This window comes from Aeromonas sp. 603757 (assembly GCF_049171255.1).
Lineage (GTDB): Bacteria > Pseudomonadota > Gammaproteobacteria > Enterobacterales > Aeromonadaceae > Aeromonas > Aeromonas veronii_A.
The window spans coordinates 331,741-353,752 of the sequence record NZ_JAAKOE010000001.1 but is presented as its reverse complement, the minus strand read 5'-3'; the positions used below and the strand labels follow the sequence as shown (position 1 = coordinate 353,752).

Genomic DNA, 22,012 nt, shown 5'->3' with positions numbered 1-22,012 from the left:
TTATACCTCCAGATCCAGTTGTTCTTCATCGAGATCCGCCTCGATGTCATCAAAGAGCGAGTCGCTGCTCGGCATTTCGTCGTCGTGGAAGATAGCTTCACCCTCCTGGATCATCCGCAGCTGAACGGCGCGCGGATCTTCATCGGAACGCACATCGGCGGCGAAACGGAACACCGATTCGTTAACCCGGAATTTATCCCCGTTGCCAAGGGCGGTGATCATGCCAAGGCGGCGCAGACGGCGCATGGAGGTACGGATCTTTTCGAGCAACTTCTTCTTGTCGAGATCGGTACCGCCGGAGCGGCTGTTGACCATCCGCAGCAGCTGCTTCTCGTCGGCAAGGCTCAGCACCTCCTCCTGCAGCTCGGCCATGGCGAATACCCCTTCCGAGGCGAGACGATCCGGGCTCAGGTAGAGGTAGCAGAGCACCTTGCCCACCAGCATATCGAGCTCGGAGAGCACAGTGGTGCCGATGTCGGAGCTCGGGCGCGGACGCAGATAGAAGAAGCCTTCCGGCGCCTTGATCAGCTCCACCTGATAGCGGCCGTAGAAGATCTCCAGCTCGCTGTGATATTCGACCAGCGCCGAGTGCTGCTCGAACTCGTCGGCACTGATGTGGCGACCGGAGCGCAAGGCGGTGTCGATGCGCGGAAACAAGGGGTTGGCAATCGCCTCTGCAAGGCGCAGCGGCAAGGGAAACTCAGTATTGATCAATGACATAGGCCTGAACCTTGGATCCAGCTTGGTTAATGGGTTTCCATGCGGGTTGGCGATGCAGTTCGCGCTCGCCGCTGGCATGGCCCAGGCGCACGGCCTGGTCGATCAGAAGACGCGCCACATCGAAGTGGGCATGAGCCGGGTAATCCAGCAGGTATTCGCGCAGCACGTCGGCCAGATCCAGCTGCTGCCCCTGCTCGGGGTAGCGGGCCAGATAGCGCTCGATGCGCTCGGCCAGCTCCTGGTTGATATCCACCATCTCGACATACTCCATCTCGAGGGGCACCTCACCGGTCACCTCCTCGTCGTGAATGGCGATGGTTTCGTCGCGCAGCTCCAGCAGACGGGGCTCTTCGGCCACCCGCAGCTGCCAGTTGTGTTGCTCGAAATTGCGGATGGACTCGCGCAGCCGCTGGCTGAAAGCGCGGTTCTTGTCCATATCGATGGCGTTGCGGATAAATTTGTGGACGTGTCTGTCGTAGCGGGACCAGAGCTCGATGCACTGCTGACCCCAGCTGGTGATGACATCAAGACGACCTTGCAAGGCGTGAGTCAGCTCCTCGACGTGGAACAGATCGTCGCGCCCCTGCGCCGCTTCCTGAATGTTGAGCAGCCCCGCCTGCAGGCGGTGGCCGGCAGCGTCCAGGGTATCCTGCAGCTCGCGCAGGGTCTGACCGGTCTCGTGCAGCAGCTTTTCGCAGCTGTGAATGGCATCGACCCAGTTCTGGGTCAGCAGGGCCGCAATCTCGCTTTTGACCTGATTCTGCTGCTCATCCATGGCGCGCTGGGTGAGATCAATCCGCCCCAGCGTCTCTTCCAGCGAGAAGGTGAGGCGCGGCAGCACCTCCGCATCCCACTGCTCGCGGGTGTTGGTCTCGAGCGCCGCCTTGCGGGCGGTGTCGAGCTCGGCAGCCAGGTGCTCGAGCAGAATGGAGAGCTTGATGGAGTCAACCTGACGCTGATCCATAAAGAAGTCGACGATGCTCACGCCCAGGCGCGACAGGCGGTAGAGGCTCTCCCCCGCCACCATGTCGGTGTTGAAGCGCGACAGCAGCTGCTGGCGAATGAGATCGTTGATGGCGTTGTTGGCGCGACCGGTGAGGGTCTCGTCCATCTGGCCGAAGGCGCTGCTGACATAGCCAAATGCATCGTGCAGCGCCGCTTCCGACAAATCCGACTCATCTTCGGACAGGGTCTTGATTGCAATCAGAAAGGCCAGCCGGTCGGTTGGCAGGCTCAACGCCAACCCCTCCTGCCTGACCCATCCCACCATTTCGGGCAGGGTACGGGATGTACTCATCATGATGTTGTCATCTCGTTGTTGTATTGGGCGCAAAATCGTGCGCGCGGCTACATCCGGTAGCATCGAAAACATGGTTCACATTGAAGTGAACCGCGAGCAATCAGCTGGCCGGCTTCTGGGCCATCACATGGATATAGCGACCGAGGGCGACAAAAGGCTCCTGACGGCAATATTGCTGCTCCATGGCCAGCAGATCGTCGAACTTCTCCACCTGATCCTGCTTATGACGCATATAGTCGTGGATCACCCGCACCCCGGTCTTGCCGATGATGCGCAGCCCCCCGCGACCAATCCAGTCATAGACCTGCTCCGGCAGCTGGGGATTGGTGGGCGTAAGCGCAGTCTGGCGCTTCTTGCGAAGGCCAAGGCGCACATAGTCAAAATTGCCCACCACCAGGCTCTGGAACAGCAAACCATGACGGTTGTAGAAAAGCAGCGACAGTATGCCCCCGGCATTGACGAAAGGGAACAGACCCAGCAAGGTCTGGCGCGGCTCGGCGAGCCACTCCAGCACCGCATGGCAAAGCACCAGATCAAAGGTCCCGGTCACGTGTTGCTTCAGATCCTGAATGGGGCAATGGATGAGACGGATTTTGTCTTCCAGCCCCTTCTCGGCGATCTGGCTGCGGGCCAGTTCCAGCATTTCTGCTGACAGATCGCACAGCTCCACCTGATGGCCCATGGCCGCCAGCTTCTGGGCGAAATAGCCAAACCCGCCTCCCGCATCGAGGATGCGCAGCGGTCGGTTGCCAAGGCGGGCCAGGCAGGCTTCGATGTCGCTCCAGACAATGGTGGTGCGGATGCGCCCCTTGGTGGAGTCGTAAATGTTGCGAGCGAACTTGTCGGCGCGCCCGTCAAAACTCTGATCGTGCTTCAAGGAGAAACTCAACATTAGCGCCACAGGGTTGTGGCCATCCCAAAAAAGAGAGGTATTCTGTCACATCCCGAATTTGCTGAAAACTCAAGGAAGTGTCTGCCGTGTTTGTGCTCAAAAAGTGGCTTGGTCAGCTGTTGATGCCGCTCCCCTTCTCCCTCTCCCTGCTGCTGCTCGCCCTGCTGCTGCTCTGGTTCACCCGTTTTCAGAAAACCGGCAAACTGCTGGCCACTCTCTCGCTGCTCATTGTGGCGCTGATGGGGATGCGGCCGGTGAGCTATGAACTGGCCCGCGGGCTGGAGCAGACCTACCCGCCGTTCGAGGTGAGCCAGCATCCCAACATCGATGCCATCGTGGTGCTCGGCAACGGTCATGTCAGCGATCCGGCGGTACCGATGCGCAGTTGGCAGAACAATATCTCGCTGGCCCGCACTCTCGAAGGGGTTCGCCTCGCCCAGGCCTATCCCGACGCCGAGCTGGTTTTCTCCGGCTATGTATCGGGGGATACCCTCTCCAATGCCGAGGTCAATGCCCGGATGGCCGAGAGCCTTGGCATTCCCCGCGCGCGAATGACGTTGTTTGAAAACAACAAAGACACTCATGATGAAGCGGTCAGTATCAGCCGCCATCTGAAAGGAAAAGAGGTGGCGCTGGTCAGTTCGGCCACTCATTTGCCACGTGCCATGGCCCTCTATCAGGGTCAGGGACTCAAGGCCGTGCCGGCCCCCACCGATTACACCGCCAAGCAGAGCCAGGTACCCCAGCCGCTCTACAGTTATTTACCCAAAGGACGTTATCTGATGTATTCCGAAGCTGCCATCCACGAATGGATTGGGGTATGGTGGGCTCGCTTGCGGGGGCAGGTTAACGAATGAGCGATCAAGCGTTTCATTCCTGATTTGGATCAGGAAAGCGAAAAAAAATTACGTCATTTGCCGCCGGGTCAGCTATCTTGGGCTCGGTTCAATTCATATAATGTCGCGCAATCAAATGCCTAGGAGATATACAAGATGAGACAGCACCTGGTAATGGGTAACTGGAAACTGAACGGCACCAAGGCTTCTGTAGAAGCTCTGATCAAAGGACTGACCCCGGCTGCTGCCGCTCATCCTTCTGTACAAGTCGCCGTCTGCCCGCCGGTTATCTTTTTGGGTCTGGTTGAGCAACTGACCGCTGGCAGCAAGATTGCCTACGGTGCCCAGAACGCCGACGTACACGAGTCTGGCGCCTTCACCGGTGAAAACGCCCCCTCCATGCTGAAAGCCTTCGGTTGCACCTACTCTCTGGTCGGCCACAGCGAGCGTCGTACCCTGCACGCAGAGAGTGACGACGTGGTTGCTGCCAAGTACGAAGCGATCCAGAAAGGCGGCCTGGTGCCGGTTCTGTGCATCGGTGAAACTCTGGAGCAATTCGAAGCCGGCGTGACCAAGAACGTGGTTGAGACCCAGCTGAAAGCCGTTATCGACCGTTGCGGCATCGCCTCCTTCAACAACGCCGTTATCGCTTACGAGCCGGTATGGGCCATCGGTACTGGCAAGACTGCCACTCCGGAGATCGCTCAGTCCGTTCACGCTCACATCCGTCAGTACCTGGCCGGTTTTGATGCCGTCGTTGCTGCCAAAGTACAGATCCTGTACGGCGGTTCCGTCACTGGCGCCACTGCTGCCGACCTGTTCGGTCAGCCGGACATCGACGGTGGCCTGGTCGGTGGTGCGTCCCTGAAAGTGGACGACTTCTCCCAGATCATCGCTGGCGCTGCCAAGTAATCGCTGATTACGGCAAAGAGAGGGGCTCGTCCCCTCTCGTGTATCGCTTTTCCTATGGTGGCCCCCGCATCCCATATGAAAGCCGATATAGTAAAAGTGGCTTGTCTATTTAAACATTCGTATTTGACAACTCAGATCCAGAGGCACTCATGACCAAACAAATCAAACGTATTGGTGTTTTGACCAGTGGTGGCGACGCACCCGGTATGAACGCAGCCATTCGCGCCGTGGTTCGCGCCGGTTTGCATCATGGCCTGGAAGTTTACGGTATTTATGATGGCTACCTCGGCCTGCACCAGGATCGCATCGTCAAGCTGGAGCGTCACAGCGTCTCCGACGTGGTGAACCGTGGTGGTACTTTCCTCGGCTCCGCCCGTTTCCCTGCCTTCAAAGACCCCGCAGTGCGCGCCGAAGCGATCGAAAATCTGAAAAAGCACGGTATCGATGCGCTGGTCGTCATCGGTGGTGACGGCTCCTACATGGGGGCCAAGAAGCTGACCGAAGAGGGTTTCCCCTGCATCGGCTTGCCGGGCACCATCGACAACGATATCGCCGGTACCGACTTCACCATCGGCTTTGATACCGCTCTGAACGTGGTGGTTGACGCCATCGACCGTCTGCGCGATACCTGCAGCTCCCACCACCGTATCTCCGTGGTCGAGATCATGGGTCGTCACTGTGGCGATCTGGCCATGTCTGCCGCCGTTGCCGGTGGTGCCGAGTATGTGATCGTGCCGGAAGTAGCCTTCGACAAAGAGAAGCTGCTCAAGCAGATCAAGGAAGGCGAAGCCAAGGGCAAGAAGCACGCCATCATCACTATCTGTGAACATGTGACCGACGTGAACGCGCTGGCCAAGGATATCGAAGCCCTGACCGGTCGTGAAACCCGCGCCACCATTCTGGGTCATATCCAGCGTGGTGGTGCCCCGACTGCCCGTGACCGCATCATGTCCAGCCGTATGGGTGCTTATGCCGTTGAGCAGCTGCTGGCTGGCCACGGTGGTCGCTGCGTCGGTATCCAGCGCAACGAGCTGGTACACCACGACATCATCGACTGCATCGAGAACATGAAGCGTCCGTTCGATCAGGAGCTGTACAACCTCTCCACCACCCTGTTCTAAGCCTCGCGGCTTTTTACCGGCTGTTGATGACAAAAACCCTCCATCGGAGGGTTTTTTAATATCTTGCAAAAACGGGGGCATCGGCACGCTGTGTGCCCCTCACCATACGGGTTGCCTGATTACCAACCCTTGCGCCATCTGACTGATCACCAGCCTTCCTCTCCTCACAGCAACCGGCTTCAGCCTACGAACAGAGTTCCGGTATCGTCGTGGATGTGTTTTATTACTGCGAACCGGATTGCGTTGATCTGCACTCTGTCGACCCTGAAACGAGCTTGTTCAGCCTCCTCGTCATACGCCGTTTTTTATATATCAATCTTGTAGAAGGGATTCAGATATCTTACCCAACCATGCTCCGGCGCTGCTCTCGTATTGCAATCACATGACTCACGCAGGTGCATCGCCCACGCAGATCGCTGCTCGCGCCCAGCCCAGCCCAGCCCAGCCCAGCCCAGCCAGAGAATACGCCTCTGGCCTATTGCCCACCTCACTCTTGCTGCGGCCATGTCTATTCCGAGGCTGACGGGAAAATTGGCGGTGATAAAACAGCCAGCTGCCACTCTATATCCCCCCGATGCACGACTCTCCTCCCTATGCCCCAGTGTTTTGCTGTAAAAATGCGGAGACTCTGGACTGATAAAGTGATGGTGCGACAAGGGTTGGCAACCAGACTCTCTCCATAGACTTCTTTTGGATGGGCTATCTACGTCAGGAATCGTCAAACTATGGTCTTGAACACTTTTTATAGCCTCAAGTACACTATTACAAGGGTGAAAACTTATAAAACCCCATTGAAGCTCCATACAAAGCCCATCACAAAACCAACCAGTAGCTCAACAACCAATTGAATTTAAATGAAATAATCATAAAGGCAGAATCTTGAATGCCTGGCATACCAGATCAGGTGATAAAATCAGCTCAATATGACAAAAATAGCCATCTCAACCAACCACACACACAAAACAGCTATTTTATCAATTTACACCTTGTTTTACCGCCTTGTTATGGTATCTTGACTACATCAACCAACAACTTAGGGAGAGAAAAATGAAAGAGTTTGTCGTTACTGCCGTTTTCACGGTGTTTTTCACCCTGGTTGCTGTCTCTCTGCCCTCACTGTCACAGTTCTGAGCCGGATAGAGAGGCATCAATCCGGACCGACCCTCTTTGCCATGTCTATTTAATCGCCACAAACTGGCGTTTTTCAGTGACAATGGCGAGATGGTCAACATAGATATGATTTCATCACGTTGACGCTGTTTCTTTCGCCACAAAGGTGTGGCCAGGATGGTTTAACCACATGGCCTGATGGAGTAGAAAAAGCAGCAAATCATATCCGAGGGGAGTAAGGCTCCCCTTTTTGTTACCTGTCTTTGACAACCCCATTGCCCCGGCGGCCACACAGGCAGCCATCCGTCACAAGGCCCATGCCCACAACTGATGTTTTCCCTCCCGTGCTCTCCATTCAACACAGCTACATCCGTCAGCAATCTCTTGTGCACACCTTTGCTCTGATACTTGTCCGGCAGATATAAAAAAGCCCCCGCCATCATGGCAGGGGCTCGCGTTACCCAGTGTCAGCTTAGTGCTGTTATATCTCAGCCCAGCTCAAAGCCGTTATGCCTTGTTCCAGCGCTCTGGGTCATATTCCGGGCTGAAGCGGTCAACAATGACAGCACAGGCCGCATCACCGGTGATATTGAGGGAGGTGCGGATCATGTCGAACAGACGATCCAGCGCGAACAGCAGCGGCAACCCTTCGATGGGGATCCCGGCCGCCAGCAGCACGGCAACCACCAGGAAGCTTGGGCCCGGCACACCGGCCTGACCGATCGCCCCCAGAGTGGAGGTCACAATGATGGCCGCCCAGGCACCGACGCTCAGATCGATGTTGTAAACCTGCGCGAAGAAGATGGCGACCAGACCGTAATAGATGGCGTTGCCGCTCATGTTGATGGTGGCCCCCAGCGGCAGCACGAAGGAAGCGGTCGCGTTGGTCACTTTCAGATCATGCTCGCAGGTCTCCATATTGACCGGCAGGGTCGCCATGGAAGAGGCGGTGGAGAAGGCCACGATCTGCGGCTTCTTCATGGCAGAGAGGTACTTCATTACCGGCGTATTGGAGAACATCATCACCAGCAGCGGATAGACCACGAAGCCGAAGATGAGGATGGCAGCCACATAGACCACGAACAGCTTGAGTACCAGGGTCAGCACATCGAAGCCATAGGTACCGATGGCTTCCGCCATCAGACCGAACACCCCGAGCGGCGCGATGATCATCACCTTGTTGATCATCCAGACGAAGGCATCCACCAGGGTATTGAGCCCATCGACCAGTGGCTTGGCCCGCTCGCGCGGCTGTTTGGCCAGCGCAATGCCGAGGAACATGCAGAACACTAGGATCTGCAGGATGTTCGCTTCGTTGAGGGAGTTGAAGACGTTGGTGGGGATCATGCCAAGCAAGGTGGCGACTGCATCCGGCAGCGCCCCTTTATCGGCGTAGTCACCGCCAAACATGGAGGCGACGGAAGCGAAATCGACCCCGACACCCGGCTTGAAGATCTGCCCCATCACCAGCGCCAGCAACACGGCCAACGCTGAGGTCACGAGGAAGAAGGCCAGCGTAGCCGCACCGATCTTGCCCGCAGCCGGGCTGGCGCCCAGATTGGCGGCGCCGGAGAGGATGGCAACAGCCACCAGCGGGATCACCAGCATCTTGATCAGCTGGATAAACAGGGTACCGAGCGGTGCAAACACGGTGGCTTGTTCACCCATGAACGCGCCGACCACTGCGCCCAGTACCATGGCGACCACAACCTGGAAGCCGATGTTTTTAATGAGTCCTTTAGTTAACACAATATGTTCCTTTATGTAGCAAAATTCACACTTTTCCCAGTGCAATTAACCAAACAGGGGAATGAGCGGCTGCCCATTCCCCTGTTTGCGCGTGTTATCTCACATTTAATTGCTGTTTTAAATCAGCAAATCATTAACCTTGGCTATTAATAAGTTTGCGAAAAAGTGAAGATTCAAAGCGGTCTCGGCGATTTTTACCTCATCCCCCATGACAACTGGCAAAAGATTGTGCTAGTTTGGCTGCACAAACGTACACACAGGGATGTAAAGATGCTGAAAGTTAACGAGTATTTTGACGGAAATGTAAAATCCATCGGTTTCGAACAAAAAGGCGAGAAATCAACCGTCGGGGTGATGAATGCCGGTGACTACCTGTTCAACACCGCCGCCCCAGAACGGATGACAGTGATCAAGGGCGCCCTCACCATCCAGCTGGCTGATGAAGATGAGTGGCACACCTACAGCCAGGGTGAATCCTTCCTGGTGGCCGGTCACTCCTCCTTCAAACTGGAAGTGAAAACTCCTACTGCCTATCTGTGCGAATTTCTCGACTGATCAGGCCGGTTGAAGGGGAGCCCCCCCTTCAACCTTATTGGCCCCCCCAGCCCCATTATCTGTGTCCATGTCACAGCACCGCACATCCCCGCTTTTCATCCATGGCAAAAATCCTAGAATAAACAGACATAAACCATCACCGGAGTGGTGTCATGATCAGTGTGTTTGACCTTTTCTCTATCGGTATCGGCCCCTCCTCTTCCCATACAGTCGGTCCTATGCGCGCCTCTTATGCTTTTGTGCAGCAGCTCAAGCTCCATGGCCATCTGCCTCATACTGCGCGAGTCGAAGTGGAGTGTTACGGCTCGCTGGGACAGACCGGCAAGGGACACGGTACCGGCAAGGCGATCATTCTGGGGCTGTCGGGCTTTGAACCGGAATCTGTCGATATCGATGCCATCCCCGCCATTCTGGCACACGTGGAAAAGGAGCAGAGCCTACAGTTGGCTGGCGAACAGCCAAGCTATTTTCCCCGCATCGGTGCCATCATCTTCAACCGCCGCAAAACCCTGCCGGCCCACACCAACGGCATGACTCTGCGGGCCTTTGATAAAGAGGAAAACCTGCGCTTCAGCCAGACCTACTACTCCATCGGGGGCGGCTTCATCATTGAAGAGAGCCACTTTGCTACCGCCAAGGAGGAGGCCGCCAAGTCCGATGCCGAACACCCTGTCCCCTATCCGTTCGACAGCGGCGCCCAACTGCTGGCCCACTGTCAGGAGAGCGGCCTCTCCATCTCGGGGCTGATCCTGGCCAATGAGCGGGTCTTTCGCAGCGATGAGCAGATAAAAGCGGGGCTGCGCAAGATCTGGCAGGCGATGCAAGGCTGCGTCGATCGTGGCTGCAAGAGCGAAGGGGTGCTGCCGGGCGGCCTCAAGGTTCGGCGCCGCGCCCCGGGGCTGTTCCGCCAGTTAAGCTGCGAGACCAACTTCAACAAGGATCCGCTGATGGTGATGGAGTGGGTCGATCTCTTTGCGCTGGCGGTCAATGAAGAGAACGCCGCCGGTGGCCGGGTGGTCACCGCCCCCACCAATGGCGCTGCGGGCATCATCCCCGCCGTGCTGCACTACTACGATCGCTTCGTGCACAAGGTGGATGACGAGACGCTGATCCGCTACTTCCTCACCGCGGCTGCCATCGGCATCTTATATAAGAAGAATGCCTCCCTGTCGGGAGCGGAAGTGGGCTGTCAGGGTGAGGTTGGCGTGGCCTGCTCCATGGCGGCCGGCGCGCTGACCGAACTCTTGGGTGGCAGCCCGGCCATGGTGGAAAACGCCGCCGAGATCGGCATGGAGCACAACCTCGGGCTCACCTGCGATCCTATTGGCGGGCTGGTACAGGTGCCCTGCATCGAGCGCAACGCCATGGGCGCAGTGAAAGCGATCAATGCAGCTCGTCTCGCCCTGCGCGGCACCGGCGAGCACAAGGTGTCGCTGGACAAGGTGATCAAGACCATGTGGGAGACCGGCAACGACATGAAGACCAAATACAAGGAGACGGCCCGTGGTGGCCTCGCCGTTAACATTACCGAATGTTAAAAAACGGAAAGTGAATCCATTTGGTTCCGAAATGCCCGGCATCGCCGGGTATTTTTATGGGCAAACGCTTAACAAAATGGATAAGCACAAAAATAAATTTTATACTCGCGCCTCAGATTCAACAAAAATAGATCTATTTCAACTTTTTTTAGGTCTGGAGCCGTTACACTACGGTTATCTGGTTCTGTGACCTGCGCTGACAAGCGCGTTCCATGGATCTCCCAAATTTCTGTGAGTGGGCATGCCGCCCCCTTCTACCCTGAGGTAATAGTGACATGATCAGCGTTTTTGATATCTTCAAAATCGGTGTAGGCCCCTCTTCTTCCCACACTGTTGGCCCGATGAAAGCGGCCAAGCAGTTTGTTGACGAGCTGCGCGCGGGCGGCAAGATCCGCGATGTAACCCGGATCAATGTCGATGTCTACGGCTCCCTCTCCTGGACTGGCAAAGGCCACCATACCGACACTGCCATCATCATGGGCCTGGCTGGCAACCTGCCGGAAAATGTCGATATCGATGCCATCCCCGAGTTTATCTCCCGTGTTGAGCAGACCGAGCGCCTGCCGATCGGCCTGCACTGCCACACCGTCAGCTTCCCGCGCGACGCCATGGTATTCCACGACGAAGCCCTGCCGCTGCACGAAAACGGCATGAAGCTGACTGCCCTGATCGAAGATGAAGTGGTCTACAGCAAGACCTATTACTCCATCGGTGGTGGCTTTATCGTTGACGAAGAGAACTTCGGCAAGGCTGACAGCGGCGACATGTCCGTACGCTATCCGTTCAAGAGCGCCGCTGAGCTGGTTGCCCATTGCAGCCAGACCGGTCTCTCCATCTCTGCCCTGATGATGGAAAACGAGAAGTGCTTCAACACTCCGGAAGAGATCTACAAGAAGTTCGGCAAGATCTGGAACACCATGCGCGAAGGTATCGAGCGCGGCTGCCGTACCGAAGGCGTGCTCTCCGGCCCGCTGCGCGTACCCCGTCGTGCCGCGCCGCTCTACCGTCAGCTCAACACCAACGAGAACCTCTCGAGCGATCCGATGAACATCGTTGACTGGGTCAACATGTTCGCTCTGGCCGTGAGTGAAGAGAACGCTGCCGGTGGCCGCGTGGTCACTGCCCCGACCAACGGCGCTGCCGGTATCATCCCGGCCGTACTGGCTTACTACGACAAGTTCATCCAGCCGGTTGGCCGCGACGAGTACACCCGCTTCTATCTGGCTGCCGGTGCCGTCGGCATCCTCTACAAAATGAACGCCTCCATCTCCGGCGCCGAAGTGGGCTGTCAGGGTGAAGTGGGTGTCTCCTGCTCCATGGCCGCTGCCGGTCTAACCGAGCTGATGGGCGGTAGCCCGGAGCACGTTTGCGAAGCCGCTGAAATCGGTATGGAACACAACCTGGGTCTGACCTGTGATCCGGTTGCCGGTCAGGTACAGGTGCCTTGCATCGAGCGTAACGCCATCGCCGCCATGAAGGCAGTCAACGCCTCCCGTATGGCCCTGCGTCGTACCTCCAAGCCGCGCGTCTCCCTGGACAAGGTGATCGAGACCATGTACATCACCGGCAAGGATATGGACTCCAAGTACCGTGAAACCTCCCGTGGCGGTCTGGCCATCAAGGTGATGCAGGTTGCCTGCGAATAAATAAGGGTTGCGACCCTCATCTGAACAAAGGCGGGATATCCCGCCTTTTTTATTGCCCGAATGGGATGCTGAGCACTTATACCGGCATACCGACCATTTCACTGTTGGGCGTCGCTGATATACCCTGCTACGCCACCGCAATGCGGATTGCCTTGTCTGCATACCTCTCTAATTACATGCCTTGATTAACTCTTCTCAATGCATTGAGAGAGACATTACGCCCCGACATGAAACCTTTACCTGCTATCTTGCCCCAGCCACGCTTTCACACCTAATCGATATCGAGATGGTCCCTCATCTCAATATCCCCCTTTGGTCATACCCTTGTTTGGCAAGACGTGGTTACCGCTCACCCTGCGGATTATCACGCCGCCACATTGATTGCCTCCTATGTGGCACTTTCGTGATCAGGGCAAACAATCAAGTACACAAACAGGGGGTTAGCTCATCATTTTGGCCACAGCGCATCGTTCAAACTGGTTTTAGCACAGTTATCACCGCCCTCTTTACGCCCTATTTGATGTAAAACGCATCGAGCAGTGGAGGCCAAAAGCGCCCAAGGAAGAGGCTGAAAATAATCGATGAATGGGCTAATAGCCGTTGAAATGGAGGATATGAGTACGCGCCACTCGCTATTTTTGTGAGCGCCAGCAAAGGTTGAGGATATGGTGTCGGGAGCAGATTGACTTTCTATTTAAACAGCGAAAAGTGAATATCACCAAAGGGGGGAGTTAATTTGGCCAGATCCTGTCACGGGATTATCGCAGGCCACCTCTCCGGGGCCGGAATGCGTCATGCAGAGTCACAAAGAATTAGCCCCGCTGGGCAGAACATACAACGGGGCTGGATATTCAGGCTGGTTTTTTCAGGCTGGCCTTGTGCTGCTCCAGCAAATTCTCAGGGGGCGGCGGCACCTGCAGGTAGAACCCCTGGTTGGTCAGCGCGGCCATCACCTTGCCGACATCAGCCAGCCCCAAGGGCTTGGCCGGATCCAGCTTGGTCATCAGCACCAGCTCGGGACGCCCGAATGCGCTCAGTAGTGGCTCGGGAACGCGGGAAAAATCCTCTCTTTTTTCAACAAAAAGGTAGGTCTCGGCTTTTTTGCGACTTTTATAGACTGCACACAACATGGAAATTGATATAATCCGACGAGTTTATTGCCTCTGATGGGGGCAAACTATAACATCAGGAATTGAATAACAATAACGGATTAGCATCTCTGCCTCGGGGAAGATTCATGGTTGAGCGCGATAACGAATTGAAAGGGACCACCTTCACTATTTCTGTGTTGCATATCAGCGATGGCGAGCCTGAGCGGATACGTCAGTTGTTGGCCGAAAAAGTGGCCCAGGCACCCTACTTTTTTAATTGTGCGCCGCTGGTGATCAATGTTTCCCGACTGGAACATATTCCCGATTTCGAACAGCTCAAGGAGCTGGTGGAGTCCGAAGAGTTTGTGCTGGTTGGCATCACGGGGGCGCGCAGTGAAGAGATGAAGACGGCCGCCAAGGCGGTGGGACTGGCAGTGATGGCCTCGGGCAAGAGTCGCAAGAGCGAACCGGAACCCGAGCCTGCCCCCGCGCCAGCCGCCCCTGAGGTGGTTCCCGAGCCCGAACCCGCCCCCTTGATCCCGAGCAAGGTACATGTGGGACCGGTTCGTTCCGGCCAGCAGATTTATGCCGCCGGTACCTCGTTGGTGGTGCTGGGGTCCGTCAGTCCAGGAGCCGAAGTGCTCGCCGACGACAGCATTCATATTTATGGCACCCTGCGTGGCAGAGCCATTGCCGGTGCCCGGGGAAACACCCAGGCCCGGATCTATTGCCAGCAATTACAGGCCGAGCTGCTCTCCATCGCGGGCACATTCCAGCTGAGCGATGCATTGCCGGCAGGCCTGATCCAGCAACCGGTACACGTCCGGCTGGACAATGAACAACTCCGAATAGACCGTATCAAATAGAGTTACAAGGAAGCGAGAATGGCGCGAATCATAGTCGTTACATCGGGTAAAGGTGGCGTTGGCAAGACCACAACCAGTGCGGCCCTGAGCACCGGCTTAGCCCAGCGTGGTCACAAGACAGTGGTCATTGACTTTGACATCGGTCTGAGAAACCTGGATCTCATCATGGGCTGCGAGCGGCGCGTGGTGTATGACTTCGTCAACGTCATCAATGGGGAAGCAAACCTCAATCAGGCGCTGATCAAGGACAAACGCTCGGAAAATCTGTTTATCCTGCCCGCCTCCCAGACCCGGGACAAAGATGCCCTCACCCGTGAGGGGGTCGAGAAGATCCTGGATCAACTGGCGGAGATGAAGTTCGATTACATCGTCTGCGACTCCCCGGCGGGGATCGAGGCGGGCGCACTGATGGCGCTCTATTTTGCCGATGAAGCGATCGTCACCACCAACCCGGAAGTCTCTTCCGTGCGTGACTCCGACCGCATCCTTGGCATCCTGGCCTCCAAGTCTCGCCGCGCCGAGCGTGGCGAAGACCCCATCAAGGAGCACCTGCTGCTGACCCGCTACTGCCCGACCCGCGTCAACCGCGGCGACATGCTGAGCGTGCAGGATGTGCAGGAGATCCTGGCCATCCCGCTGCTCGGGGTGATCCCGGAGTCCCAGGCGGTGCTGCGCGCCTCCAACTCCGGCGAACCGGTCATCCTGGACAAGGAGTCCGATGCCGGTCAGGCCTACGAAGATGCGGTGTCCCGCCTGCTGGGCGATGCCAAGGAATTTCGTTTTCTGGAAGAAGAGAAGAAGGGCTTCTTTAGCCGACTGTTCGGGAGTTAAACATGTCATTATTGGATTATTTTCGTTCCAACAAGAAACAGAACACCGCACAACTGGCCAAAGAGCGGTTGCAGATCATCGTTGCTCACGAGCGTTCATCCAGAGGGGGGCCGGATTACCTGCCCCAGCTCAAGCAGGATATCCTCGATGTGATCCGTAAATACGTCAACATTGATCCGGAGAAGATAACCGTCCAACTGGATCAGAAGAGTGATGAGCTGTCAGTGCTGGAGCTCAACATCACCTTCGCCGATGACAAGAAGGGATGAGCTGACGCCCTATGCGTGACCCCTTCCCCCAATGAAGACCGGATCCTGTCACTGGATCCGGTTTTTTATTGGCACAAAAACAGGTCACAGCGGCTCGCCTCATCTCGCCAAGGGGTCTGCCGACCGCTAGAATAGCGCCGCCCCGCAGGCAGTGATCTGCGCTGGCACCTTTTTCTCTTTTCTGGAACAGACCGCTTATGTCTATGAATGACGAAATGCACAGCGTCGAGGAACTGCTCGATACCGCCCTCGAACTCTTTATGGAGCTGGCCTCTGACAACCTGCCGGAGCAGGAGATCGCCCGTTTCAATCAGGAGTTCAACGACCGCGGCCTGCTGGCCGAAACCGACCCGGCCGATGACTGGGAAGCGGACGTGGGTTTTGCGGTGAGCGACACCGACTATGCCGAGATCTGGGTTGGCCTTGGCAATGAAGAACAAGAGTATGAGCATCTGTTTGCCCGCATGCTGCTCTCCCGCCGTGTTGACGAGAAGTTCTGCCACATCGAATGGCTGCCCCAATAATTCCGGATCCCGATGATCCCAGCCACTATCAGTGGGAGTCTAGCCCTGACGCCGTGGCCCCCGTACGCCCATCTGCATCCCTTGGGCGCCGGGTGTTGAGGTGGGCAGGCAAGATCGCGCTGGCCGGGCTGCTCTGCTCGGTCGGCTCGGTCGCCTTGCTGCGCTTTATCGATCCGCCGATGTGGAGCTGGCGTATCGAGCGGGCCCTCTTTCCGCCCGCCAAGATCACCCAGGTGCGCCATCAATGGGTAGATCTGGAGTCCATCTCCAAGGAGCTGCAACTGGCGGTGATCGCCGCCGAGGATCAGCGCTTTGCCGATCACAACGGCTTTGACATGGATGCCATCAACGCGGCCCTCAAGCACAACCAGCACAGCGAACGGGTGCGCGGCGCCAGCACCCTCAGTCAGCAGACCGCCAAGAACCTCTTTATGTGGAGTGATCGCAGCTTCCTGCGCAAGGGGCTGGAGGCCTGGTTTACCCTGCTGATGGAGCTGGGTTGGGACAAGGCCCGTATTCTCGAGGTCTATCTCAATATCGTGGAGTTCGGCCCCGGCATCTATGGCGCCGAAGCCGCTGCCCGCACCTACTTTGGCAAACCGGCCAGCCGCTTGACCCGCTACGAGTCATCCCTGCTGGCTGCTGCCCTGCCCAATCCGTGGCGCTATCGGGTCAAGCCCCCTTCACCCTATGTGCAGAAGCGCTCGGTCTGGATCCGCCGCCAGATGGGACAACTGGGCCAGATCACCCTCAATCGGGTGCATCAGGCCGACTGATCCTCAGGGCTCATCGGGTTTCTCCGGTGGGCCCAGATGGCCGCCCACCGTTTCGCGGTGAAGCGGCAGATAGTGCCACCACCAGGCCTCGCGCCGTCGCTTGATCTGTTGCCGCCGTCCCCGCTGCTTCATCCCCTTACTCCCTGCCAGCTGATCCGCGCCTTAACCATACTCCCCCAACGGCAACTTGGACAGGCCAGCCACGCCCGGCGCACTGGTCTGGCCGCCACAGCCAATAATTGTTACAGTAACGAACCTCGATGTATCTGGAGTGATTTCATGGAACAGCGTACCCCGGATCAGCTGGTCGAATGGGCCTATGATCAGTTTCTTGAGCAGGCCGCCGATATGCTGGCCCCCGAACAAATAGTCGACATCACCCTGGAGTTTGAGCAGCGTGGCGCCGTGGAGGCGACCCTGCCCAATGCCGACTGGTCGACCGAGCTGGGTGAACCGGTCGATATGGAGCGCTGGGTCGAAGTGTGGGTCGGTTTGCTGGATCATCAGGATGAGTTTGAGGTGATCTTCGCCACCTTCCTGCTGCCCCGTCTGCTGACCGAAGATCAAGTGCATGTGCGCTGGCATCGCCAGCAGCAGGCATAAAAAAGGCGCCATCGGCGCCTTTCTTGTTTCTATTTTCACTTAATTCAGTTTTCTGCTAATCCTGCGCCGCGATGGCCTTGGCCAGACAGCGGCGGCACCAGCAAGCGCTGGCCTCCTGCATCGGCAGTACCGGCAACTGGCTGCACCAGCACTGCGCAATGGTCTGACCGGCAGAAACGGCGCAATAGGCCGGTTCGCCACAACCCGGGCAGCGGTGGGTGCTTTTCGAGCCATCCAATTCGGCCATCACCGCCAGCTGGGCCTTGCTATCCATCGCCGACCAGTGGCCGATCTCGCTCAGGGTGCGGCCACAACCAAGGCAAAGCCCGTCTTTCGCCTTGCAGAGGCCAACACAGGGACTCGGCATCTTATTCGCTATCCTGCGCCTGCTCGCCTGCTTGTACCTGCGCGGCACCGGCGTCGGTCAGGGTAATGGCGTTATCTTCGATGACAATCTTGCCCTGCTTGTAGAGGCCGCCGATCGCCTTCTTGAAGGTGCCCTTGCTCATGCTGAACAGCTTGTAGATGAGTTCGGGTTCACTCTTGTCACCCACCGCCAGACTGCCGCCCTGCTTTTTCATCCGGCTCAGAATGCGCTCACCGGCATCATCAACCCGCGCCAGACCCGGCTTTTGCAGGGTCAGATCCAGCTTGCCATCTTCGCGAACCTGCTTGACCCAAGCGGTTTGCGGCCGACCGGTCATCACCCGGCCAAACACCTCGTTCTTGAACAGCATGCCGGGATACTGACCGTTGACGATCACCTTGATGCCAAGGGGCGAGTGCTCCCCCGGCAGCGCGGTCACTTCGTCACCGACCTTGAAGTTGCTGCCGGCCGGGGTCAGGAAACGCTCGATGCGGCTGGTGCCGACCATGCGCCCTTCATTATCCAGTTGCAGACGCACCAGATAGACGTGGCCCACCTGCATCGGCTTGTTCTGCTCACGGCTGGGCACAAACAGATCCTTTTTCATGCCCCAGTCGAGGAAAGCACCAATCTTGTTGGCATTGACCACTTTCAGACCGGCAAATTCGTCCACCATGGCAAATGGCTTGTCGGTGGTGATCACCGGCTCGCAATCGGCATCCAGATAGAGGAAGACCTGCACGCTATCCCCCTCTTTCACCCCTTCCGGCAGTTGACGCTTGGGCAGCAGCAGTTCACCGTACTCATCGGCCGCAAGCCAGGCGCCACGGTCTTCGAGTTCAACAACGGTGAGGGTGTTCATCTTGCCAATCTGTATCATGGTGCTCTCTTTTTTCATTACCCGGATGGGCCAACTGAACATGGCCCCTATGGGCGCGCATGTTACCTCAAGAGCGGTGATCCGGCCTAGTCCCCAAGCCACCACTGGCCGCTCTTTCGCCCTTACCTTATCCGCCAATGGTGATTAAATCGCCAAACAGGCGGCCATTTGCTGCAAATAACCCCACTTTTAGGTAGACTCCGCGGCTGTTCAAATCCAGAGGAACTGTCGATGAACCCATCCACTCGTACCCGCCATCTTAATCAATGGATCCAGAGCCACAGCGATCAGGACATGACCTACCCGGCCCTGCACGGTTTTCTCTGTGCTCGTCTGGTAGGGCCGGAAAGCCCTGACTGGCAACGCCCGTTGGCTGGTCTGCTGGAACAGGATGCCGAGTTGGATGAAAAAAGCGCAGAAGCCCTCAACCACCTGATCGCCGAGCTGGAATCCCAGGCCGACGACGCCCAGCTGGCCCTGCCGAGTCAATGCCGCCTGCCCAGCGATAACCCCGAGCAGGTGTTCGAACAGAGCCACCCACTCGGTCAATGGTGTTATGGCTTCAGCATGGGTTTTGCCACCTGGCCCAAGCCGAAGGATTTGAACGACCCGACCACCCAGTACCGCTTCAGTCTGGCCGCCGAGCTGAGCCTGTTTCGCGACAAGCAGATGGCCCAGATGCTCTATAGCGCCGCCGCCAGCGAACTCCCCTTTGTCGAGTTCTGCAAACGCCAGCGCCAGAACATGAAAACCGCCCTCAACCAGTTGCTCAACCTCGACCAGTATCAGGCCGCCCCCAGCGCTGATGTGGCCCTCAATAGCGAGCAGGCCCAACAGTGGCAGACCTGGTTCGAGCTGGCCGACAGCTGCCGCGATCATCAGGCCCGCCTAGGCTGGTTCGAGAAGATCATCGCCGATGCCACTCCACTCTTTGATGAAGCCTTCTGGCAGCAAATCGCCGGCCACGGCTGGAGTGCCCCCGAGCTGCGTCCTCTGCTGGCCGCCAGAGCCGGCCGTGCCGACTGCCTTTTGCGCCTTGGCAAGCTGGACGAGGCCAAAGCGGAGTATCTGGCGCTGCTGACAATCTGCATGGCCGATGAGCTGGGTTGCCGCTACAACCTCTCCACCCTCTATGCACTGCAAGGGGATTGGCAGGCGTTGGCCGCCCTGCTGGTGCGCTTCGATGAAGCCTCCAGCTGGTTGCTCTATAACAAGGCGCTGATGGTCTTTGCTACCGAGGGTGCCGAGGCAGCCAAGCCCCATCTGCTGGTCGCCATCGAGGCCAACCCGCACATTCCGGCCTGCCTGCTGGGTCAGCGCAAGCTGCCCAAACAGGAGCCACAAAGCTGGCAAGCGGGCAGCCGCGACGAGGCCGCGCTCTACGCTATCCACACTCGCGAGGCTTGGCTCAAGCAGAACGCCCTCATCTGGTTGCGTAAAGGCTGAACAACGTTGGCTTAAAATCCCGTCGGTCAGACCCGGTTTTTCCTTGAGGGCGTGCGCCACCGCACATTTCATCGCAACCGGGTCAGACAAATCAGCTTGAGTTTCGTATCATCAATGTCAAAGTATCAAAAGAAACTGCATCTGATGCAGCCGTCACAGCAGGGTGTAATATGTCAAAAATCATAGCGTTACTCGCTCACTACCCGCCCTATCAGTTGGTACATGCCGCCGAGATGCTACGGGATACCTTCGAACAGTTTTATGAACAGCGTTACCAGCTGACCGTGCCGCAATGGCGCCTGATGATGGTGCTCGGCCCCAACTACCCCATCAGCCAGAAAGAGCTGGTCGAGGCGAGCGGCATGGACAAGGTGCGCATCTCCCGCGAGATCCGCCGTCTGGTCGAAAAAGGGATCATCTTTACCGAGAGCAGCGAGCAGGACAAACGCATCAGCCTGGTCTCCCTCACCAATGCCGGGCTCGCCCTCTTCCTGCAGCTCAAGAGTGAAGCGGGCAGCTGGCAACATACCCTGACCGACTATCTGCCTAGCGAATCCCGCGAGGCGATCCGCCAGCATCTGCACAGCGTCAGCGCCGCCATTGAGCAGTTGCAATCACTGGATCGGGAGAAATAATCATGGATTTGAAAAAGTTCGCCACCATGGACATCAACATGCTGCTGAGCGTCGTCAATATGCAGCTGCGAGATCGCTATGACGATCTGGATGATCTCTGCAAAGCGCAGGAGATCGATCAGGCGGCACTGGAAGCGCGGCTCGCCAGCGGCGATTTTCACTACCAGCCAGCGCAGAAACAGTTCAGATAAAGAGAGCTAGCGGGATCGGGATCACAGCGCCAGTGATGGCGCTGGCTCTGCGGTAAAAACCTGATATGGTCTGAAGAGGCCCAACAGGGTGATGCACGGATACATCACCCTGTCACAAGAGGGCATTAAAATCGTTTCAGGTGAGCAAACCAAGGATGACCCCATGATATTGATGACCCGACAGAGCCTGTTGATCACGCTCTGTACCCTGTTGATGATCAGCCTCTTCACACCCTACTTGCCGCAAAGTACCGAACAGTGGCTAACCACCCTCTTGCTTGGCCTGCTGGTCATGGTGGCATTGCTGCTGGTGCGTGGTTGTCGCCGCTTTATGATGGAGTAGTGACTCCGCCAGAGCGTCTATACCGACCACTTGCCGCGATACTCTCTGTAGCAGCAACGTCTGTCGCAATCATATCTAACCAAAAAACAAACGCAGCCTGATGGCTGCGTTCTTGTATCTCGCAGGGCAACCCCTTGAAGAGATAACCCCTGACGGGATAGAGAGCCCTTATAAAAGAGAGCCCTTAGATAGCCAGAGCCTCAAGCTGCGCTTTGGCCGCTTCCATCCCCTTGCTCTGGGCATCCGGGCCCATCCCCATCCCTTCGGCGTAGATGAAATCCACCTCTTTGATACCGATGAAACCGAGCACGGTACGCATGTAGGGAGTGACCAGATCGGTGGCGCTGCCGACGTGCATGCCGCCGCGGGGGCTGATCACCAGCGCACGGGTATTTTCAACCATACCCACCGGACCGGTCTCGGTGTAGCGGAAGGTGACGCCAGCACGAGCCACCAGATCGATCCAGTTTTTCAGCTGGGTCGGGATGTTGAAGTTGTACATGGGGGCCGCAATCACCACCAAGTCGCTCGCTTTCAGTTCGGCGATCAGCTCGTCGGACTGGGCGATCACCGCCAGTTGACGCTCATTGAGGTTATCACCACCACGCAGGCCGGAGGCCAGCTCGCCATCCAGCACCGGCAGGTTGAGGGCCGCCAGATCACGCACGGTGACGGCATCATCCTGATGATCAGCCAGGAAGCCGTCGATCAGGGCGTTGGATTGGGAATATTGACCCAGGATGCTGGATTTGAGTACGAGGATATTGGCCATGGTGAAACTCCATTTGGTTGTCGGTTGAACAGCCTTGCT

At 57.2% G+C, this 22,012-nt stretch carries 25 protein-coding genes; 16 read left to right on the top strand and 9 right to left on the bottom strand.

The features are described 5' to 3' along the window. The 3 genes from mukE to cmoM all read right to left on the bottom strand — a co-directional run bounded on the left by mukE (position 1) and on the right by cmoM (position 2,897). Positions 1 to 720 (bottom strand): chromosome partition protein MukE, encoded by a 720-nt coding sequence (mukE, locus tag G5332_RS01535; protein ID WP_005345759.1) that lies wholly within the window; start codon positions 718 to 720, stop codon positions 1 to 3. After that, on the bottom strand, positions 701 to 2,020 hold the full coding sequence (gene mukF / locus G5332_RS01530; protein ID WP_120414339.1) for a chromosome partition protein MukF: 1,320 nt from the start codon (positions 2,018 to 2,020) through the stop codon (positions 701 to 703). Before mukF ends, mukE begins: the two co-directional genes overlap by 20 nt. 100 nt (positions 2,021 to 2,120) lie before the next feature. Next, positions 2,121 to 2,897, bottom strand: coding sequence for a tRNA uridine 5-oxyacetic acid(34) methyltransferase CmoM (cmoM, locus tag G5332_RS01525; protein WP_031227571.1), 777 nt, complete (start codon positions 2,895 to 2,897; stop codon positions 2,121 to 2,123). A 101-nt stretch (positions 2,898 to 2,998) separates the two neighbouring features. Between cmoM and elyC the strand changes: the two genes are divergently transcribed. The 3 genes from elyC to pfkA all read left to right on the top strand — a co-directional run bounded on the left by elyC (position 2,999) and on the right by pfkA (position 5,781). Next, a complete protein-coding gene (gene elyC / locus G5332_RS01520; protein ID WP_421249768.1) occupies positions 2,999 to 3,769 on the top strand; it encodes an envelope biogenesis factor ElyC in 771 nt (256 codons plus the stop codon). A gap of 135 nt (positions 3,770 to 3,904) precedes the next feature. Then, positions 3,905 to 4,660: a triose-phosphate isomerase gene (gene tpiA, locus G5332_RS01515; RefSeq protein ID WP_421249767.1), complete on the top strand. Its 756-nt coding sequence runs from the start codon at positions 3,905 to 3,907 to the stop codon at positions 4,658 to 4,660. Positions 4,661 to 4,809: 149 nt separating this feature from the next. After that, positions 4,810 to 5,781, top strand: coding sequence for a 6-phosphofructokinase (pfkA, locus tag G5332_RS01510; RefSeq protein WP_005336840.1), 972 nt, complete (start codon positions 4,810 to 4,812; stop codon positions 5,779 to 5,781). Between the two features lie 1,617 nt (positions 5,782 to 7,398). Here the strand turns inward: pfkA and G5332_RS01505 are convergent. Then, entirely contained in the window at positions 7,399 to 8,640 is a 1,242-nt protein-coding gene (locus G5332_RS01505) for a dicarboxylate/amino acid:cation symporter (RefSeq protein ID WP_005360943.1), read from the bottom strand. 270 nt (positions 8,641 to 8,910) lie between these two features. Between G5332_RS01505 and G5332_RS01500 the strand changes: the two genes are divergently transcribed. The 3 genes from G5332_RS01500 to G5332_RS01490 all read left to right on the top strand — a co-directional run bounded on the left by G5332_RS01500 (position 8,911) and on the right by G5332_RS01490 (position 12,379). Further along, on the top strand, positions 8,911 to 9,195 hold the full coding sequence (locus G5332_RS01500) for a pyrimidine/purine nucleoside phosphorylase (RefSeq protein WP_005336842.1): 285 nt from the start codon (positions 8,911 to 8,913) through the stop codon (positions 9,193 to 9,195). A 152-nt stretch (positions 9,196 to 9,347) separates the two neighbouring features. Beyond that, positions 9,348 to 10,733 carry an L-serine ammonia-lyase gene (locus tag G5332_RS01495; RefSeq protein ID WP_421208999.1) on the top strand — a complete coding sequence of 462 codons (1,386 nt, stop codon included), beginning with the start codon at positions 9,348 to 9,350 and terminating at the stop codon, positions 10,731 to 10,733. Positions 10,734 to 11,008: 275 nt separating this feature from the next. Continuing rightward, positions 11,009 to 12,379, top strand: a complete 1,371-nt coding sequence (locus G5332_RS01490) for an L-serine ammonia-lyase (RefSeq protein ID WP_005336844.1) — start codon at positions 11,009 to 11,011, stop codon at positions 12,377 to 12,379. A gap of 851 nt (positions 12,380 to 13,230) precedes the next feature. On the opposite strand, the gene G5332_RS01485 is transcribed toward G5332_RS01490, so the two are convergent. Continuing rightward, positions 13,231 to 13,509 carry a YcgL domain-containing protein gene (locus tag G5332_RS01485; RefSeq protein ID WP_270904862.1) on the bottom strand — a complete coding sequence of 93 codons (279 nt, stop codon included), beginning with the start codon at positions 13,507 to 13,509 and terminating at the stop codon, positions 13,231 to 13,233. A gap of 107 nt (positions 13,510 to 13,616) precedes the next feature. On the opposite strand from G5332_RS01485, the gene minC reads away from it, so the two are divergent. The 5 genes from minC to mtgA all read left to right on the top strand — a co-directional run bounded on the left by minC (position 13,617) and on the right by mtgA (position 16,736). Continuing rightward, positions 13,617 to 14,336 carry a septum site-determining protein MinC gene (minC, locus tag G5332_RS01480; RefSeq protein ID WP_013723728.1) on the top strand — a complete coding sequence of 240 codons (720 nt, stop codon included), beginning with the start codon at positions 13,617 to 13,619 and terminating at the stop codon, positions 14,334 to 14,336. Positions 14,337 to 14,354: 18 nt separating this feature from the next. Beyond that, positions 14,355 to 15,167 (top strand): septum site-determining protein MinD, encoded by an 813-nt coding sequence (gene minD, locus G5332_RS01475; protein WP_005336847.1) that lies wholly within the window; start codon positions 14,355 to 14,357, stop codon positions 15,165 to 15,167. A gap of 2 nt (positions 15,168 to 15,169) precedes the next feature. Further along, positions 15,170 to 15,436 (top strand): cell division topological specificity factor MinE, encoded by a 267-nt coding sequence (gene minE / locus G5332_RS01470; protein WP_005336848.1) that lies wholly within the window; start codon positions 15,170 to 15,172, stop codon positions 15,434 to 15,436. A gap of 197 nt (positions 15,437 to 15,633) precedes the next feature. Beyond that, the gene (locus G5332_RS01465; RefSeq protein WP_005352317.1) at positions 15,634 to 15,960 is read left to right on the top strand and encodes an HI1450 family dsDNA-mimic protein; all 327 of its coding nucleotides are present in this window, start codon (positions 15,634 to 15,636) and stop codon (positions 15,958 to 15,960) included. Then, positions 15,945 to 16,736, top strand: coding sequence for a monofunctional biosynthetic peptidoglycan transglycosylase (gene mtgA / locus G5332_RS01460; RefSeq protein WP_410489648.1), 792 nt, complete (start codon positions 15,945 to 15,947; stop codon positions 16,734 to 16,736). The genes G5332_RS01465 and mtgA overlap by 16 nt, the downstream gene beginning before the upstream one ends. A 3-nt stretch (positions 16,737 to 16,739) precedes the next feature. On the opposite strand, the gene G5332_RS01455 is transcribed toward mtgA, so the two are convergent. Further along, on the bottom strand, positions 16,740 to 16,868 hold the full coding sequence (locus G5332_RS01455; RefSeq protein WP_019445852.1) for a hypothetical protein: 129 nt from the start codon (positions 16,866 to 16,868) through the stop codon (positions 16,740 to 16,742). Positions 16,869 to 17,015: 147 nt separating this feature from the next. Between G5332_RS01455 and G5332_RS01450 the strand changes: the two genes are divergently transcribed. Beyond that, positions 17,016 to 17,339, top strand: coding sequence for an HI1450 family dsDNA-mimic protein (locus tag G5332_RS01450; protein ID WP_005336851.1), 324 nt, complete (start codon positions 17,016 to 17,018; stop codon positions 17,337 to 17,339). 55 nt (positions 17,340 to 17,394) lie between these two features. Here the strand turns inward: G5332_RS01450 and G5332_RS01445 are convergent, their stop codons facing one another. Further along, on the bottom strand, positions 17,395 to 17,706 hold the full coding sequence (locus tag G5332_RS01445) for a DUF1289 domain-containing protein (RefSeq protein ID WP_108614012.1): 312 nt from the start codon (positions 17,704 to 17,706) through the stop codon (positions 17,395 to 17,397). Between the two features lies 1 nt (position 17,707). Next, entirely contained in the window at positions 17,708 to 18,586 is an 879-nt protein-coding gene (locus G5332_RS01440; protein ID WP_005345791.1) for a CvfB family protein, read from the bottom strand. Between the two features lie 231 nt (positions 18,587 to 18,817). Here G5332_RS01440 and G5332_RS01435 point away from each other — a divergent pair, with 231 nt between their 5' ends. The 4 genes from G5332_RS01435 to G5332_RS01420 all read left to right on the top strand — a co-directional run bounded on the left by G5332_RS01435 (position 18,818) and on the right by G5332_RS01420 (position 21,201). Further along, a complete protein-coding gene (locus G5332_RS01435) occupies positions 18,818 to 20,032 on the top strand; it encodes a UPF0149 family protein (RefSeq protein WP_421172328.1) in 1,215 nt (404 codons plus the stop codon). A gap of 170 nt (positions 20,033 to 20,202) precedes the next feature. Continuing rightward, positions 20,203 to 20,667: a MarR family winged helix-turn-helix transcriptional regulator gene (locus G5332_RS01430; RefSeq protein ID WP_005336856.1), complete on the top strand. Its 465-nt coding sequence runs from the start codon at positions 20,203 to 20,205 to the stop codon at positions 20,665 to 20,667. 2 nt (positions 20,668 to 20,669) lie between these two features. After that, positions 20,670 to 20,858 (top strand): DUF4250 domain-containing protein, encoded by a 189-nt coding sequence (locus G5332_RS01425; protein ID WP_019445848.1) that lies wholly within the window; start codon positions 20,670 to 20,672, stop codon positions 20,856 to 20,858. Positions 20,859 to 21,021: 163 nt separating this feature from the next. Beyond that, positions 21,022 to 21,201, top strand: coding sequence for a hypothetical protein (locus tag G5332_RS01420; RefSeq protein WP_421172327.1), 180 nt, complete (start codon positions 21,022 to 21,024; stop codon positions 21,199 to 21,201). A 184-nt stretch (positions 21,202 to 21,385) separates the two neighbouring features. Here G5332_RS01420 and G5332_RS01415 read toward each other — a convergent pair whose 3' ends face one another. Next, a complete protein-coding gene (locus G5332_RS01415; protein WP_005352326.1) occupies positions 21,386 to 21,973 on the bottom strand; it encodes an FMN-dependent NADH-azoreductase in 588 nt (195 codons plus the stop codon). Positions 21,974 to 22,012 lie beyond the last annotated feature (39 nt).